This is a genomic window from Levilactobacillus senmaizukei DSM 21775 = NBRC 103853, assembly GCF_001592085.1.
Taxonomy (GTDB): domain Bacteria; phylum Bacillota; class Bacilli; order Lactobacillales; family Lactobacillaceae; genus Levilactobacillus; species Levilactobacillus senmaizukei.
In genome coordinates this window covers 33,334-49,212 of the sequence record NZ_BCWD01000010.1, presented here as the reverse complement: position 1 = coordinate 49,212, position 15,879 = coordinate 33,334, and the positions used below count along the sequence as shown (strand labels likewise).

The window sequence follows — 15,879 nt, the reverse complement described above, 5'->3', positions numbered from 1 at the left end:
CGGAAATATTGAGTTAGCAGATCCGCGTTCCTAACGTCTGCATCTCTTTTTTCAGGTCCAAATCAGACTTTTCTGCGGCGGTATAAGTGATTAAGCCAACGGCACTATCCAGCACACCACTATCATCGCGCAACGCCAGTTGATTGAAGACGCGGTCAAGGATTAAACCGTTACCCAAGTAGAGTGCCGTATCGGCATTCGTCCAGATAGTTAGGTCGGCATTATTTTCGATGGGCAAATCATAGTCCGGGTCTCCGGCGGTCAACGCCACAAACTGAAATTTATCGCCAATGGCGCAGGTCCCACCAATGGTCGAGTACCGGTTTGACCCGTCATCCGTGGTTAACAACAACACGTCCTTTGGGGAAACAGTCGCCTTCAAGTAATCTAAAGCAACATCCTTCAAGGTTAACTTCACAGCAACCCCTTCTTTCTTACTATTCGTTAATGAATTGTGTACAACTCAATTTAACCACGTCACCCGCACTTTGTACACTGATCGGCTCCAAAGAAAAAAGCATGATTCCTAAGAATCATGCTCGTATCCACGTTTAATTAAAGCCACAACATCTTCTTCTGAGAGGTTGAGCTTTCGGGCCTCGTTCGTGAACTGACTAACGTAGCGGTCGAAGAATTCCGCCCGCCGTTTCTCCCGAATCATATCGGCAGCCTCAGTCGTCACAAACATTCCCACGCCACGACGCTTCTCGATCATACCAGCAGAAACTAGCCGATTGATCCCCTTTAAAACGGTGGCCGGATTAATATGAAATTCCTTGGACATTTCCGTCGTCGACGGAACCTGTTCACCTGCACGATAAATGTCCATAAAAATGGCGTCTTCCATCTGCTCCGCCACCTGCAGGTAAATAGGTTCCGGACTATCAAAGTTAAAATTCATACAATTTCCCACATTCTTTGTGAACTCAGTTAGTCGTTCGTGGCTTGTGGTAACACAATTCGCCAATATAGAGCCAGCGTGATGAAGTAATAGATCACATACAAGCCAATAAAAATCAGGAACGTACTGCCAATTCCCAGATAAGGGCTCATCGGTGATGCCATCAGCGGCTTAAACATTTGCAACCCGAACAAAACATCAATTACACCCATGATACCAGGAATCAGGAATAAAATCCCAATTTCTTTTGCAATCCCCTGGCGCATCTTGCTTTGCCGCACGCCAATCTTAAATAGCATCCGGTAACGTTGTTTGTCGCCCGGCGCTCCTGAAAGAATCTTGAACATGAGGCACGAGGCAAGCATCGCTAAGAAGGCAATCCCCAGGAAGTAGCCAATGAATTCAAAGCCACCGAAGAAACCGGTCATCATCTCGAAGGACTGGTAACTCCCCACCGTCATGTAAGCTGGTTGAACAAACCGCGACGTTTCAATTTTATTCAATTTCTTGAGCACGGCCATGTCACGGGTAAAGTTGGTGACCCGAATCACGGTGACCGTCATCTTGGTCCCTTTTTGTTGTTTGAATTGACTAGCGGACAGGATCTGTGGTGCATATGGACCCGCGCCGTTCAACGCTAACGCCATGAAGTCCATCTCCTTAATTCCGGACTTCTTGAACGTCTTCAGCGACTGGGTGTCGTAACCAATCAGCTTCTGACCGTTCTTTGAAAAACGTTGTTGTTCGAACGGTTGCCGTTCAAACTCGGCTGCGTTATAGGCCACGACCTTGCCCTGCCGCTTCTGCGTATAGGTCGCCTGATGAGCAATGTGTAGCTGATCGATTAACTTTTCCTCCTTGCCAGACACATTGTGTAAGGCAACGGAGTAGCCGCTAAAGTGGTCAACGACCCGTGGGAGTTGGCGATGATAGCCCGATCCCACGGTGATGGCCCCCAAGGCCATGGCAAATAACAAGGAAACAATCGTTAACATCCTGGTGTAGTTATAGACCCGGAAGTTCAGTTGGCCCAAGAGGAACCCATTCAAGTGTTTCTTTGACCAAGCCGTCCGGCGTAATTGGCGGATGACCATCAGGATCGTCGCTTTGAATAATAGGTAGGTCCCGATGGTAATCGTCACCAGGGCTAATGGAATGGCCGACATCATCAACACCTTAATGTTGGCCAGGGCCCAGTAACCCACCGCCAGGCTCAGAATACCCAAGATTGCCTGAATAAACTGGCGTCCCGGTTTAACCTGAGGTTGGTTGGCCTCCGAATCACTGTGTAACAGCTTCAAAACGGTCGTTCGCGTTAACCGGAATAGATTAAAGACCGACGCCAGGATGAAGAGTCCCACATACAAGACGGCCGTTGCCAGGATGGCGGGCACGTAAAACGAAGTCAGATGCACCAGGTGTAGACCCAACAGATTCAAGAGAAATCCAACCAAAAACTTACTCATCAGTAGTCCCAGGCCAATCCCAATCGCTGTCGCGACTGTCCCCAGGATTAAGGTTTCCAAGAAGACCAACTGGCCAACCCGCTTGCGCGTCGCCCCTAACATCATGAATAAACCGTAATCGTGTTGCCGCATGCTCAGCAAAAAGCTATTCGCATACATCAAGTAAACGACCGTGATAATAATCAACAGAACGGCCCCGAAGCCAAAGATGACATTCGCCGAACGAATGGCCGCGTTGGCCTTGATAAAGGCCTGGTTGGTTGCCAGATTGGCAAACATATAGAAGATGGCTGCAGACATGGTCAAGCCCGCGAGCAGGACCAAGTAGTCTCGCCGCCGGTTTTTAATCCCAGCCAGTGCTAATTTACCTAACATTTATGCCGTTCCCCCTACTCGTTAAACGTGCCAAGTTCATTCAAGATTTCTTGATAGAATTCTCGCCGGTCCTGATCGCCTCGCCGTAACTCCGACCCAATCTCCCCGTCCTTAATGAACAAGATCCGCTGACAGAAGCTCGCCGAGAAGGGGTCATGGGTGACCAACAGCACGGACATCGCCTGTTCACGGTTAATCGTCGTTAACAGATCCAACAGTTCCCGGGCACTCGTGGAATCCAAGGCTCCAGTTGGTTCATCCCCCATGAGAATGGCTGGATGATGAACGATGGCCCGGGCCGCAGCGACCCGTTGCTTTTGCCCACCAGATAATTCTGAGGGGTACTTTTGTAGCAAATCACTGATTGATAACGTTGCAGCGACCTCATGAATCGCCTGATCCATGACCTGTGAGGCCGTGCCCTGTAACGCCAGTGGCAGGCCAATATTTTCCTCGGCCGTCAGGCTTTCCAACAGGTTAAAGTCTTGGAAGATGAAACCAACCTCTTGGGCTCGAAAGTCTGCCAACTGGTTTCCCCGCATCTGCGTCACGTCATGACCGTTAACCACGACGTCACCGCTAGTGGGAACGTCTAGGGTTGATAACATATTCAGCAGTGTCGTCTTTCCGGAACCAGAAGCCCCCATGATGCCGACAAACTCCCCTTGTTCGACGGTCAGGTTAATATCTTTTAATGCCCGATACTGACGCTCATTTGCCTTGCCATACGTCTTTTCCAACCCATTGACGCTAACTACAGTATTTGTTGTCATTTTCAAATTCCCTCGCTCTTTGGTTTATTGGTTAGTTACTTGTGTAATTAACTATAACGGTTGCCGTAAAAAAGTCAACCCTTTTTTCCGAGCGGGCCGCTAGGCCTTGCCGGCAAAAAACGTGTAAACTAATAAGTGGAGTTATAAATTTGACAGCAAAGGAGTTTTTTCTAATGAAACAACTACGCTTAGGCGGTACCGACTGGCAGGCTTCCGCAGTTGCCTTAGGGATTATGCGCATGAGTACCTTATCCGTTGAGGATGCCACGAAGGCCTTACAAGCAGCTCACGAGGCTGGCATCACCTACATCGATTCTGCTGACATTTACGGCGACGGCCAATCCGAACGGATCTTCAAGGAGGCCTTCAAGGCTTCCGGCCTGAAACGCGATGATTTTTACATCCAATCAAAGGGTGGCATCGTCTTAGACCCCAAACGGAGTCACGATGGCTTAGTCTTTGGCCAACGCTATGACTTCTCGAAGCAACACCTATTGGATGCCGTGGATGGCATTCTTGAACGGACGGGCCTCGATTACCTCGATGCCTTCCTATTGCACCGGCCAGATCCTCTGATGGAGCCCGCAGAAGTTGCGGATGCCTTTAACGACCTCCAACAATCCGGCAAGGTTCGGCACTTTGGGGTTTCTAACTTCAATGTCCAACAATACCTACTGGTTCAAGACGCCGTTGATCAGAAGTTAATGTTCAATCAACTTCAGTTCAGCGCCGCCCATGCCCAAATGGTCACCGCTGGCTTACGGGTTAACATGGACGACTCACCGGCCATCACCGATGGCGGTATGTTGGAATTTGCTCGGCGTCACAACATCACCATCCAAGCCTGGTCACCTTTCCAATACGGCCTGTTTGAAGGGATGTTCATTAACGATCCGAAATTCCCTAAGCTAAACGCCGAATTACAGAAATTAGCCGACAAATATGGCGTTTCCAAGAACGGGATTGCGACCGCTTGGATTCTCCGCCACCCAGCCAACATCCAAGTCTTACTAGGGACGATGAATCCCGACCATATCAAGGACAGTGCCGCCGGTGCGGACGTCACCTTAACCAAACAAGAATGGTACGACCTGTACTTTGCTGCGGGCAATTACCTACCATAAAGACCGCTGTAACGCGGTTAAACCGGACAGAAATGTCCGGTTTTTTTGTGCGAAAAATTTTTTAAAAAAGGGTTGACGTTGTCTAAATTGGTGGTAAACTGAAGTTGTTCTTGAGGGCGAGTGATTACTCGCTCGCCAATGCAGAAAGGGGATTTTGATCATGTTTACCACATCATTTTGGATTCTAGCCGTATGGCTGATTATTAACGGAATTTGGACTTGTTTTGCTACGAAGAACCAAGACCTCATGAAATGGTTCGGATGGATCAACGTGATTGCAATCGTCTGGGGCTTCTGGGCCTTCTACGGTGCCGTCAGTGTTGCCAGCCTGACCGGTTGGTTCACAACGGTTAACTGGGTCAACGTTGTCTTGGCCATCTGCCAATTCTACCTGGCCTACCGCCACATGCCTGCTACTCGGAACAGTTAATCTGTCCTCCTCACACCCCCAAGAGCCGGTGCGTCTCCCTGAAGACGGCCGGCTTTTTCGGCTAGTATTTCTGGTTCACCCTGGTAAGATAGAGATAAATTGTCAGACAAAGGTGGTCACACTATGAGTAATAAAAGCATTCTGGCGGCGTTTCCTGCTACCATTCAGGCAGATGAAGACCTGACCCAAAAGCAAAAGGATGTCCTCATCGCCAGCATACGGCTCTTCGCCGAACAGGGCTACGCCAACACCAGCACACACCAGATTGCGGTGGCGGCCCATCAGTCCGAAGGCACCATGTTTAAGCATTTCAAATCCAAGGCCAATATTCTCCGAACGGCCTTGGCTCCCGTTATTACTCAAATCATTCCCAAGTTATCGAGCGAATTGATTGAAAAAACGCAAGCGCCTATACCTGACCTGCATGCTTTCTTGACCCTCTTAGTCAGAGATCGCATGGCCTTTGCCGCTGCCAACCAAGAAGCCATCAAGGTTTTCCTCAGTGAAATTCTGTACAACGAGGCCCTGCGGCAAGACTTCATCACGGCTGCCCGTCAGGAACTCCTGACCACCTTTCAGGCCACCATCCTGGACCTCCGCAAGCGTGGCTTGATTGTCGACTGGCCGTTCTCGGAAATCTTCCGGTTCATTGTGGCCGTGGTCTTGGGCTACATCATCGATCGCTATATTCTCTTCCCCGAGCGTGATTGGGACGACGATCATGAGGCCCACTACCTGGTTTTAGAACTGGAGAAAGTACTTCGGCCCGAACCCTAAATAATTGCTAAAAAACAACCCAAGTAACGGTCCGTGAGCCGCTGCCGGGGTTGTTTTTTTCCAGTTAGATTGAAGTCACCGGCTGTTGATTGACGACTCGTCGCCTTTAGAACAACCAAAAAGGACGCCGTCATCATCACGGCGTCCAGTCATTCAAATCAGTTCAAGGTAAACTTCTAGTGGAATTGCATCCCGCCATCGACTTCCAGCGTTTGACCAGTGATGTAGTTGGAGTCTGGTCCGGCCAGGAAGGCGACGCCAGCGGCAACGTCTTCTGGTTCTGACAGACGGCCGAGTGTGATGTCCTTGGCGAAGGTTTGCATGCCCCATTCGTCATCCTTACCAGCGTTTTGACCAACCTTGTGGGCGATGTCAAACATCATAGGGGTCTTAACGATTCCTGGTGCGTAAGCATTCGCCGTAATACCTTCATCGGCTAAGTCACGGGCCGCCACTTGGGTAATTCCCCGAATGGCGAACTTGGTGCCACTGTAAAGGGCCAAGTTAGGATTCCCAACCACCCCAGCTTGAGAGGTCGCATTGATAATCTTCCCGCCGTGGCCGAGTTCTTTTAACTTAGCGTGTGCTGCTTGGATACCCCAAAGGGTTCCGGCAACGTTAACGTGATAAACTAAATCGAATTGTTCTGGGGTAATTGTGTCGATCGGCGTCGTAGGGCCAAGGCCGGCGTTATTGACGATCACGTCAAATCCACCGAGCTTGTCTGCAGTTGTGTTAACCGCCGCAAACACGCTGTCACGGTCGGAAACATCGACCTTCACAGCAACCGCTTTGCCACCATCAGCTTCGATAGCAGCGGCGACCTTACTGGCATTGTCTAAGTTCAAATCAGCAATTGAAACCGCAAATCCGTCATGAGCTAAGCGTTTGGAAATGGCTTCTCCAATTCCTTGTCCGCCGCCAGTAACCATTGCTACTTTACCATTTGATACCATGTGCCATTCACTCCTTCAGAATAAGTAGATTTCTTGATACACCTACATCTTACCGGAAATAGATCGGTATTGAAAGCGATTTCGCACGCCACGACTCTGCTCGGTGACGGACTGAAATAACTCCCTAATGCTAAGCAGAATCAGTCCTGATATACTTCCTACCGATCCCCATTTCTGCTCTTCCCTAGGAGTACAAACAACCGTAAACCGGTCAATCAAAATACCTCTTTGATGATGAATCAATTATCTCGTACCCTCCGTTAGCGACGACCTCTTTCAATAAAAAAGGCCGGGAATATTCTCCCGACCATGATGCCATTAACTACGATTGAACTTCTTTACCAGTCGCGTTGCAACCGGCTTAGCCAGACGAATCAAGCCAAAGGTGAGACCAATACTAATAGCGACCATCACGGCACCAAAGATCGGTGTCCATCCCAGACCTAGTTGACTCGTGACCTGACCCCCAATACCAGACCCCAACGCAATCCCCACATTAAAGGCCGAGATGTTTAATGCCGAAGCCATGGTAATATCGTCCGGCGTATTTTTTTCGGCCAATTGAACAATGTAGAGTTGCAAACCGGGCACGTTCATGAATGCAAAGAATCCCATTGCCAGAACCGTCAGTAAGCCCAACCAATGACTGTTAGTCGTAAAGGTTAGAACCACCAGCGTGGCAAACAAGCCCGTGAACATTCTAAGCAACGCGGTCAAAGGCTTGCGATTAGCCCAACGACCACCCATGGTGTTCCCAACGGCAACCATCAATCCATAAATAACCAGGATGACAACGACCGCACCGGCAGACCAGCCCATCTTCTTTTCCAACAATGGTGAAAGATACGTGTAGACCACAAAGGTCCCACCATACCCCAAGGCCGTGACCAGCAAGGCCAGCAACAGTTGTGGATTAGTTAAAACTCGAATGATCCCCCGAGCCGTGGCCTTGCTAGGCAACGGCAGATTCCGTGGGACCAAGATGTAATCGGCGATTAAGCCCAACAAACCAATTACACTGATGAAGATAAATGACCAGCGCCAGCCGCCTAATTGACCAATCATGGTCCCCATTGGCACCCCGGTAACCGTAGCAACGGTCAGGCCCGTAAACATCACGGCAATCGCTGAGGCTCGTTTGGATGGGGCCACCACGTCCGCCGCGATCACAGACCCAACGGTCATAAAGATCCCGTGAGCTAAAGCCGCAATCACCCGACCTGCCAACAAGATACCGAAGGTGGGCGCAAAGGCCGCCACTAAATTCCCGGTAATAAACAACAACATAATAATCGTCATCAACGTGTGCCGGTTAATTTGCCCGGTAAGGAGCGTCATTAATGGCGCCCCCACCATGATACCCATGGCATAAACGGAAACCGTTAACCCCGATTGAGCCAGACTAATGTGAAAGTTCTGGACGAGCATGGGAATTAACCCAACACTGATGAACTCCGTGGAACCGATGGCAAAGGCACTGATGGCCAAAGCCAGTAACGTAAATGTAGGTGAAATTTTCTTAGACATGATGTCCCTCCTTATTTGCTAACGTGATAAGTAATGATTATACTTGCAAGGAACCGACAAACAAGAACCCACTTCAAAGTGCGATACCCACCAAAAGGTAACAATTGAACAGGAGGCGGCTTTATGCCCACAAAAACTTATCACATTGGTGTCGAAGCCACGATGGAAATCATCGGTGGCAAATGGAAATCCATCATTCTTTGCCATCTCCGGCACCAAACTATGCGGACTGGAGAGCTTTCCCGGGCCATCCCCCAAATCTCACAAAAAATGCTCACGCAACAATTACGTGAGCTAGAATCTGCGGGCATCATCGCCCGCCATGTCTACAAACAGGTTCCACCCAAAGTCGATTATTCGCTCACCGAGTATGGTGAAACCCTTTCGACAATTCTGCATCAGCTATGTGTCTGGGGCGAGGAAAACATCGATCGCCGGCAAGCTGAAGGCGAAAATATTACCCTCTTGAATCGGGACGACGTTTAAATCTAAAAACAACTATTATCATTAAAGCTTAAGCTTCTTGAATGCCGGTTAAAATGGGTCTGACAAGGGCTATAGAAACAGGTATAATAGCTATTGTTAGTAAAATGGCTTACGTATTAATAGGCTTGTCAATCCGACAAGCCTATCGGGGAAGGACAACTTATGCAGTTATTTATCAACATAGTGCCTCAAGCTCACCTGAATTGGGCGGCATTAACCACCCTGATTGGAGAAATTAATTCCCAGGGGTTTGCGTCAACACAACTTAATTTACAATTACCCGCGGACCAAACTTTGTCCGCTGACCAGGCCAGCACTGCTGCTACCTGGTCTTTAATGATCAATCAACCGGCACCCACCAGCATTGCCGAAACATACGCCCTAACGCTGCGGGAAACCGATCACGTCTTACCCGGTGCGTTCCTTCAGTGGGAACAAGTAAGTCAGCGGCACCCGGCCAGTCTCATTAGTCTGGCTAGCTTTGCGGAATCCGCCTCGCTGGACGACCAAATGACAGCCTACCTGGCTAACTACTCGGCGGAAGGAACGCCACTCAACACACAGCCGGAAACGGCCGACGAACGGTGGATTGCCCTGTGGGGCCTGCAGAGTTACAGCGTACAATCAAACCTGCAGAGCCAGGCACAGTTAGCTCAACGGTTACGGCCAACCGGTATCCTCATCCCGGCTACGCTGTACGATAATCAATGGCCATTGGCTAGTTTGAACCAAATTCTCGCTGGTCTCCAACAGGGAAATGATGTCATCCGGCTCCACGTGCCCACGATACTGACTCGTGACTGGCCAGAGGTCACGCCGTTAGCCTGGTTAGATGAACTGGAAACCGTCGATGTTTCCCACCTAGACGTCCAATGGGCACCCATTTACACGGATTTCATGGATCATCAGCTCAACACGCTGTTAGGCGTCGCTGGGCGGCGGCATGTCTCCGCCACCGATCATCGCCAGTTATTAACCCGGATTAAAGACCTGAACACCCAGCCCGCTCACTGGTGGACTCGCTTAGGCCTACTCCAGTTGTTGTCGCCACAAATGGCTCACCAACTGTTCTATTAGGAGGACCATCTTGAAATACTCTCTCATTACCCCTTGTAAACCGGCCGAGTACCCCCAATTACTCAGCTTAAAACACAACCTTGATCGGCAAAACACCCATGACTTCGAATGGATCATCGCCTTAAACGGCCAAATTGATTTCTCTCAACCGGCATGGCAGGCTGATTACACGATTCAACAGGTGGACCACACCCCCGCAACGCTGGGCGCCGCCCGTAACGCGGCCATGGCCCTGGCAACCGGTGACTGGTTAGTCTTCGTCGACAGCGACGACTACCTGTTGCCAAATGCCTTGGCCGACCTGGACGCCATCGACCGCCTTCACCCCGATGTTCTGGGAGATCTCAATCAATTTCCTACATACGAACCCCATTCATCCTTCAAGAATAGCCTGGAACAGACCAACGTTCATGACAGTCTGCCCAAGTGGGGGGGCGCCAAGAAACGGGAACCGAAGAATCGGTCACTGAACTTGCCACCAGAACTATTCGACCAGCTTCCAGCCCAGATCGATGTGGACCCTGAAACCGCCAACTGGTTGAGTCACCGGTACTTCTACATAGATGGCGACCAACGCTGGGACCTGTTCAACCGCCAGCTAAAAATAGCCGGCAAGGTGATTAACCGTCGCTTAGTGGAAAAACACCATCTCCAATTTGCCGAAGACCGCGAGCTCTACCCGGACTTTCACTTCATGACCCAAGTCATGAGTCATACCACGGGCTACCTACGACTCAGCGAACCTAGTTACATTCGAGTCAAACACAACGATCCCATCAACCAGCCAGCGGTCCATCAATTAACCGCTCCCGATCGATGGCAACAACGAATCGCTGCTTGGCAAGATGCCCTGGCGGACCTGAAGGACCCTGCTTTGCACCTCGCCTTCGGTACATACACCCTGCAACGATTACATCGGTTCTTCTATCAGGCACTAGCCACCAGCACCCCCACGGAAGTTGATGACGTCCCGGCCCTGATTAAGCAGCTACACGACTACCTCCAAATGGTCGAACCGGCTGCCTTCAAAACGGTGCCGCATCTTAGTCGCCGCATCTTACACAAGTTACGACGTCGGGCACAGACACCACAAACGGCCATTAACGTGATTGTCCGTCTACGCCAACTGAATCGGGTCATTCATCACCATGGCCGCGGTGTCACTCGGCTAGCCTATGGATGGTGGTTTACCAAGATGCCCGTCAAGCCTCGGACAATTCTCTACGAATCCTTCTTGGGCCGGAACTTCTCCGATAGTCCGAAGGCTATCTACAACTACCTGCAGGCTAATTATCCCGGCCGATTCAAACACGTCTGGATTATGAACCCGGGCGTCGAAGAGACCCCCGCCGGACAACCGAATACGACTGTCGTCAAACGGTTTGGCTGGCGCTACATGTATTACTTGGCAACCGCTAAATTTCAGGTGATCAATATGCGGCAACCGAAGTGGTTCGTCAAGCGACCCGGGACCAAGTTCTTGGCAACCTGGCACGGGACACCCTTAAAGCACTTGGTTTTTGATATGGACAACGTCGCAAGTGCCAATCCGCTGTACAAGGAAATTTTCTATGAACAATCGCGCCAGTGGGATTACCTGGTCACCGCCAATCAGTTCTCGGTCGACGTTTTCGAACACGCCTTCATGTATCCCGTGAAGCAAATGTTGCCGTCCGGGTATCCCCGTAACGATATCCTCAGCGCCCCTGATCGGGATGAACAAGCCAAGCAGATTAAGCTTAAGCTCGGAATTCCGTTGGATAAAAAGATTATTCTATATGCACCAACTTGGCGTGACGATGACTACTACGGCGTCGGGGACTACAAATTCACCTTGAAACTAGACATCGATCGGTTACGTCGTGAACTCGGTGACGAGTACGTGTTAGTCTTGCGGACCCACTACTTCATCACGGAGCATTTAGATACGACTGGGTTCGGTGACTTCGTTTACAACGAATCGAGTTACGATGACATTAGTGAGCTCTACTTGATTGCCGATGTCTTAATCACGGACTACTCCAGTGTGTTCTTCGACTATGCCATCCTCAAACGGCCCATCCTGTACTTCGTCTATGACTACGAGAAGTATGGCAGTGTCCTACGGGGGTTCTACCTCAACATGGAAAAGGACTTGCCTGGCCCACTGTTAAAGACCAACGATGACGTGCTGGCCGCGCTCCACGACCTGCCCACGGTGACTAAAAACTATGCGGCGGCCTACCAGCGTTTCAGCGAACGCTTCAACAATTGGGAAGATGGCCATGCCACGCAACGCGTGGTTGATGCCTTCTTCAACGAAGACTTAACCAACTAAATATAGGCTTTACCACAAGTCGTTCGTGGTAAAGCCTATTTATTATGCACGATTCTTTTGCTGCTCCCGTTGTAAAATGTCGGTGATCAGATCTGCCAGGGTAATCGCAGCCATCTGCTGTTCGGCAGCGTCCTGAACTGCGACATACGCCGCCCGCAATGTCGCTTGAATGTTGCCACCCACGACACAAGCCGGATTCGTTTTATCATCCACGTGAAGTAACGGTGTATCCGCCTCTACCGCGTGATAAACGTCTAGTAGAGAAATCCGGTCCGCCGCCCGAGCCAGCTGGGGTGTTGCCGAACCTTGTTGGGTTGTCAGCAGTTCCGCCCGACGCAGTAATCCCATCAGACGGCGAACCAGTGCTGGATTGGACTCGATACTTGCCGCAATGGCGGCACTCGATAAGTCAGCATCATGATAAATAACCACATACGCCAAGATATGCACAGCATCACTCAATTTATGTGAATATCGCAAGTTGACCCTCCTTTACTAGTTAAGCCAAGGGCCCCGCCTATTTAAGCGACCGCCGTAAGAAATCCGGTAACGTCTGTGCCGGCCGGCCCATGATTTTTTCGAAATCATCGGTGACCGTTGCCAAGAGTCCTCGGGCACCGCCAGCGTACATCGATGCCAGCATGTGCCCTTCATTGCCCGCATTATAGAGTGCGCTAAATTGTTGCAACGTCACTGGTGCATATCCGATTGGTTCGTCCGTCACATCGCTCAGAACCGCCGCCAATGCGGGCATCGTGTAGGACCGTTCCTGAGTCAACGTGTATATCGATTGTCGCCACAATGCCGGCGTAACCGCAACCTTGGCGAAGGCGGCGGCACTATCGGCCAGGCTAATAAAGCTCAAGGAGGCATCCCCCATTGGGTAAATCACGTTCCGTCGTTCAACGAGCTCTGGCAAGTAAGGCACCAATGGGTCGGCATACAACGCGTTCCGCAGGATCGTGTAGGACAAGTCACTAGCCGCCAGACGCCGTGGCACGTAGCCGTAAAAGGCGGACAGGTCGAACGGATTATTCGCTTGGTCGGCAATGAACCCCATGACCACTAAATGACCGATTTTGGCGGTTTCGGCCGCCTGAATAATATGTTCGAACTCAGTGACCCGACTGAAACTGTCATGACTCTTGCTAGGAACATAAACCACCACGTCGGCGCCGTTCAAAACGGCCGTGACACTCGTCGGATCCTGGTAGTCCAGCGGTTCAACCTCCATGCCCCGTGCCGCAAACTTGGCGGCCTTGGCTGGTGTATGCACCCCTAAGGTCAACTGATCGGGCGCAATCAGCTTAACCATTTGTTCCACAATCTGTTGGCCTAAATGACCCGTTGCGCCAGTGACAACAATTTTCATATCAACCACTCCCGTTCGTTTTGATGTTACTTTATAAGTTACACCACCTGTTCAATCGGCGCCACTGAATAGCTCATTTTTTTATCACCAATTAGATTAATGGTGGTAAAAAATGACGGGAACCTCCAACCGATCAGTTGCGGATACCCGTCATTTTTATTCATTTACTCTTATGCTAGTTATGACGCCGACGCCGGGTGATACCAAAGGTACTTAAAACGCCACCGGCCAAAGCCAACCCAACAATTCGTAACCAGTTGTCGGCGGCTTCGCCCGTTTGTGGTAACCCGTCCGACAAACCTAAGGCGGCCAAGATGTCTCCACGAACCGCTTCCAACCGAGCCACCAAGGCAGCATTGCCGTCAGCCCGTGCCTGGGCAATCGCGGCATCCACCCGGTTCAGCAAGGCCTCTTCATCCGCGTGGGCTTCACTCGGACTTTCACTCTCGAAGTCGATCAGATCGTCTTCAAAATTATCCTCGTAATCCGGCCGTTCGTGTTCATAGAGATCCTCTTCGCCTTCATCCGTCCCCTCGTTTGGTTCCCCAGGAATTTCCGTTCCAGGATTCTCGGTGTCCGGATTCTCAGTATCCGGCGTTTCGGTATTGGGCTCTTCAGGGAATTGAACATCAATCCCCGGAAGTGGGACCGCAATTTCAAGCTCATTGCCGTCACCATCCTCTTCCTCATCGGTATGGTCTTGTAAGTCCCACCGGTGAGATTCGGCATTAATAACCACCTTATCAGCAATAATATTTCCGTCGAGGTTTTGGTTGGCGATGATTTCGGCAGACGGAGCTAAGATACTCCCCTGGAATGGGGCATCGATCGTCATCGTCCCCCCGTACTGTTTGTCACTAGCCGTACTGTCGTAAAAGTTCCACAACAAGTGATTATCCCCAAAGTCTTCGGTCTCTTGGTTATTCCGATCACTACCGTCACTGTACTTAATCTTGATTTGCGAATTGAGTTTGAGGTCGGCTTGTCCTTGGGTGTCGACGTTAATAATCACGGTTGTCCCGGATTCCTCCGGTGATAAGCCGGCAATTGTCAACGGCGTATTGCCCGCCAACATGTCCGCGGTAATGTTGATGATAATCTTGTTGTCCGCATTCGGCTTCATATCGCTGACGTCAATGACCCGATTGTTTTGGTCGGGGAAGTCACTGACGTCGTATGAGGCCGTGCTGTTGCTTTCAGCCAGTTGTTGGTTAACCTTCTTCAAGCGGGCAAATTCGGCATCGAAATCTATGTAGTTTTGGCCCATTTGATCCTGGTAAACTTCTTGCGCTAATAAATGGTCGATATAAACCCCATTGACCATTGGCCGGTTAGGATTACTGATGTCAATGTCGATCCCATCGCCAAAGACGACCTTGTTTTCCCGCGAGCTCCCGCCTGAAACAAAGGAACTTCCGGCAATATTAGTGATGTTTTGAATATAGGAAATATCTTTGTCCAATAGTTCTTCGATGATATTGGTTCCGAAATTAACGTTGCCAATCAAGTTTTGAACGGCGACGTTCCCCATTGGTATGCGCGTTCAATTCGGCTTCACGAGCAAAAATATGGAAAACGGAGGAGACGCCTAAAATGTTGTCCAAGTCGGGATAGTCATCGTAAACACTGCCACCGGCTTGAATACCCGTCTCGGCATATGGCGTCAATGCAGTCGTCACAGTCGTTTTCTTGGCTGCTGCGGCTAATCGCGCCAGTGCCGCTTTAACGGCCGCCGAGGTCTTGGTAGCGGTTGGAGTGGTTGTTGTCCCTGTACTGCCAGCGGGCGTCGTTGTTCCTTGGTCCGTAGCTGCCAAAGCGCCCATTCGGCCTTGTGGCTGTTGCAAAGCCAGCATTCGCTTTGAGCCGCCTTGAAGCTTAGACCCCGTCACATCATCCTTATTGTCGGTTGTCTCCGTATTAGTATGCTGATCAGTACCGGTATGCTGATTAGCCCCGTTATTCTGGTCTTTATCGGTCGCGGTAGACGAGTCATTATCTTGATTAGCAGTCTCCTCGCCAGCATCGTCACCTGTGCCCCCCGACTTCATCAGCGAACTTTCCACGTGACTATCGGTCCCAGCATCAACAGTAGCGGCGTGCGCAGTCACTGCGCCACTCCCTAAAGCCAAGACAATGGCGCAGGCAAATACCCAACGACGACCGGCCTTGTACATCCTGTAATGCGTCCGTTTAGTTTCCATATCAATTGGTCCCTACCTTTCCAATTAAAACTTCACCTTTATTTTCGTACTATCTTATCCAACAATCAATAACGTTCGTAAAATTATTTTAATAACA

The 15,879-nt window shown here is 50.3% G+C and carries 16 protein-coding genes; 6 read left to right on the top strand and 10 right to left on the bottom strand.

Annotation, left to right across the window (positions count from 1 at the left end):
• Nucleotides 1-13: 13 nt before the first annotated feature.
• The 4 genes from LSE01S_RS05375 to LSE01S_RS05360 form a co-directional block, all read right to left on the bottom strand.
• Complete coding sequence (locus LSE01S_RS05375; RefSeq protein ID WP_061776605.1) at nucleotides 14-418, bottom strand: iron-sulfur cluster biosynthesis family protein; 405 nt, start codon at nucleotides 416-418, stop codon at nucleotides 14-16.
• A gap of 108 nt (nucleotides 419-526) precedes the next feature.
• Nucleotides 527-901 (bottom strand): GntR family transcriptional regulator, encoded by a 375-nt coding sequence (locus tag LSE01S_RS05370; RefSeq protein ID WP_061776604.1) that lies wholly within the window; start codon nucleotides 899-901, stop codon nucleotides 527-529.
• A 29-nt stretch (nucleotides 902-930) separates the two neighbouring features.
• Nucleotides 931-2,742: an FtsX-like permease family protein gene (locus tag LSE01S_RS05365; RefSeq protein WP_061776603.1), complete on the bottom strand. Its 1,812-nt coding sequence runs from the start codon at nucleotides 2,740-2,742 to the stop codon at nucleotides 931-933.
• A gap of 14 nt (nucleotides 2,743-2,756) precedes the next feature.
• A complete protein-coding gene (locus LSE01S_RS05360) occupies nucleotides 2,757-3,515 on the bottom strand; it encodes an ABC transporter ATP-binding protein (RefSeq protein WP_061776602.1) in 759 nt (252 codons plus the stop codon).
• Between the two features lie 173 nt (nucleotides 3,516-3,688).
• On the opposite strand from LSE01S_RS05360, the gene LSE01S_RS05355 reads away from it, so the two are divergent.
• The 3 genes from LSE01S_RS05355 (at nucleotide 3,689) to LSE01S_RS05345 (ending at nucleotide 5,846) form a co-directional block, all read left to right on the top strand.
• Nucleotides 3,689-4,639, top strand: a complete 951-nt coding sequence (locus LSE01S_RS05355; protein WP_061776601.1) for an aldo/keto reductase — start codon at nucleotides 3,689-3,691, stop codon at nucleotides 4,637-4,639.
• Nucleotides 4,640-4,799: 160 nt separating this feature from the next.
• The gene (locus LSE01S_RS05350) at nucleotides 4,800-5,069 is read left to right on the top strand and encodes a hypothetical protein (protein ID WP_061776600.1); all 270 of its coding nucleotides are present in this window, start codon (nucleotides 4,800-4,802) and stop codon (nucleotides 5,067-5,069) included.
• Between the two features lie 123 nt (nucleotides 5,070-5,192).
• The gene (locus LSE01S_RS05345; protein ID WP_061776599.1) at nucleotides 5,193-5,846 is read left to right on the top strand and encodes a TetR/AcrR family transcriptional regulator; all 654 of its coding nucleotides are present in this window, start codon (nucleotides 5,193-5,195) and stop codon (nucleotides 5,844-5,846) included.
• A 176-nt stretch (nucleotides 5,847-6,022) separates the two neighbouring features.
• On the opposite strand, the gene LSE01S_RS05340 is transcribed toward LSE01S_RS05345, so the two are convergent.
• Entirely contained in the window at nucleotides 6,023-6,802 is a 780-nt protein-coding gene (locus LSE01S_RS05340) for a (S)-acetoin forming diacetyl reductase (RefSeq protein WP_061776598.1), read from the bottom strand.
• A gap of 318 nt (nucleotides 6,803-7,120) precedes the next feature.
• Nucleotides 7,121-8,329, bottom strand: coding sequence for an MFS transporter (locus tag LSE01S_RS05335; RefSeq protein ID WP_061776597.1), 1,209 nt, complete (start codon nucleotides 8,327-8,329; stop codon nucleotides 7,121-7,123).
• Between the two features lie 123 nt (nucleotides 8,330-8,452).
• Here LSE01S_RS05335 and LSE01S_RS05330 point away from each other — a divergent pair, with 123 nt between their 5' ends.
• From LSE01S_RS05330 to LSE01S_RS05320, 3 genes are all read left to right on the top strand, one after another.
• Nucleotides 8,453-8,815, top strand: a complete 363-nt coding sequence (locus LSE01S_RS05330; RefSeq protein ID WP_061776596.1) for a winged helix-turn-helix transcriptional regulator — start codon at nucleotides 8,453-8,455, stop codon at nucleotides 8,813-8,815.
• 162 nt (nucleotides 8,816-8,977) lie between these two features.
• Nucleotides 8,978-9,892 (top strand): hypothetical protein, encoded by a 915-nt coding sequence (locus LSE01S_RS05325; protein WP_061776595.1) that lies wholly within the window; start codon nucleotides 8,978-8,980, stop codon nucleotides 9,890-9,892.
• A gap of 10 nt (nucleotides 9,893-9,902) precedes the next feature.
• Nucleotides 9,903-12,209, top strand: a complete 2,307-nt coding sequence (locus tag LSE01S_RS05320; protein ID WP_061776594.1) for a bifunctional glycosyltransferase family 2 protein/CDP-glycerol:glycerophosphate glycerophosphotransferase — start codon at nucleotides 9,903-9,905, stop codon at nucleotides 12,207-12,209.
• A 42-nt stretch (nucleotides 12,210-12,251) separates the two neighbouring features.
• On the opposite strand, the gene LSE01S_RS05315 is transcribed toward LSE01S_RS05320, so the two are convergent.
• The 4 genes from LSE01S_RS05315 to LSE01S_RS11230 form a co-directional block, all read right to left on the bottom strand.
• Entirely contained in the window at nucleotides 12,252-12,689 is a 438-nt protein-coding gene (locus tag LSE01S_RS05315; protein ID WP_061776593.1) for an Rrf2 family transcriptional regulator, read from the bottom strand.
• Nucleotides 12,690-12,726: 37 nt separating this feature from the next.
• On the bottom strand, nucleotides 12,727-13,581 hold the full coding sequence (locus LSE01S_RS05310; RefSeq protein WP_061776592.1) for an SDR family oxidoreductase: 855 nt from the start codon (nucleotides 13,579-13,581) through the stop codon (nucleotides 12,727-12,729).
• Nucleotides 13,582-13,756: 175 nt separating this feature from the next.
• On the bottom strand, nucleotides 13,757-15,112 hold the full coding sequence (locus LSE01S_RS05305) for a collagen-binding domain-containing protein (RefSeq protein WP_338048247.1): 1,356 nt from the start codon (nucleotides 15,110-15,112) through the stop codon (nucleotides 13,757-13,759).
• The gene (locus LSE01S_RS11230; RefSeq protein ID WP_338048246.1) at nucleotides 15,072-15,782 is read right to left on the bottom strand and encodes a KxYKxGKxW signal peptide domain-containing protein; all 711 of its coding nucleotides are present in this window, start codon (nucleotides 15,780-15,782) and stop codon (nucleotides 15,072-15,074) included. Before LSE01S_RS11230 ends, LSE01S_RS05305 begins: the two co-directional genes overlap by 41 nt.
• Nucleotides 15,783-15,879 lie beyond the last annotated feature (97 nt).

What these genes read in the sequence shown, in the direction of transcription:
- LSE01S_RS05325 (WP_061776595.1), top strand. Translation starts at nt 8,978, where the DNA reads ATGCAGTTATTTATCAACATAGTGCCTCAAGCTCACCTGAATTGGGCG.
- LSE01S_RS05350 (WP_061776600.1), top strand. Translation starts at nt 4,800, where the DNA reads ATGTTTACCACATCATTTTGGATTCTAGCCGTATGGCTGATTATTAAC.
- LSE01S_RS05310 (WP_061776592.1), bottom strand. Translation starts at nt 13,581, where the DNA reads ATGAAAATTGTTGTCACTGGCGCAACGGGTCATTTAGGCCAACAGATT.
- LSE01S_RS11230 (WP_338048246.1), bottom strand. Translation starts at nt 15,782, where the DNA reads ATGGAAACTAAACGGACGCATTACAGGATGTACAAGGCCGGTCGTCGT.
- LSE01S_RS05330 (WP_061776596.1), top strand. Translation starts at nt 8,453, where the DNA reads ATGCCCACAAAAACTTATCACATTGGTGTCGAAGCCACGATGGAAATC.
- LSE01S_RS05340 (WP_061776598.1), bottom strand. Translation starts at nt 6,802, where the DNA reads ATGGTATCAAATGGTAAAGTAGCAATGGTTACTGGCGGCGGACAAGGA.
- LSE01S_RS05305 (WP_338048247.1), bottom strand. Translation starts at nt 15,112, where the DNA reads ATGGGGAACGTCGCCGTTCAAAACTTGATTGGCAACGTTAATTTCGGA.
- LSE01S_RS05335 (WP_061776597.1), bottom strand. Translation starts at nt 8,329, where the DNA reads ATGTCTAAGAAAATTTCACCTACATTTACGTTACTGGCTTTGGCCATC.
- LSE01S_RS05365 (WP_061776603.1), bottom strand. Translation starts at nt 2,742, where the DNA reads ATGTTAGGTAAATTAGCACTGGCTGGGATTAAAAACCGGCGGCGAGAC.
- LSE01S_RS05355 (WP_061776601.1), top strand. Translation starts at nt 3,689, where the DNA reads ATGAAACAACTACGCTTAGGCGGTACCGACTGGCAGGCTTCCGCAGTT.
- LSE01S_RS05345 (WP_061776599.1), top strand. Translation starts at nt 5,193, where the DNA reads ATGAGTAATAAAAGCATTCTGGCGGCGTTTCCTGCTACCATTCAGGCA.
- LSE01S_RS05370 (WP_061776604.1), bottom strand. Translation starts at nt 901, where the DNA reads ATGAATTTTAACTTTGATAGTCCGGAACCTATTTACCTGCAGGTGGCG.
- LSE01S_RS05360 (WP_061776602.1), bottom strand. Translation starts at nt 3,515, where the DNA reads ATGACAACAAATACTGTAGTTAGCGTCAATGGGTTGGAAAAGACGTAT.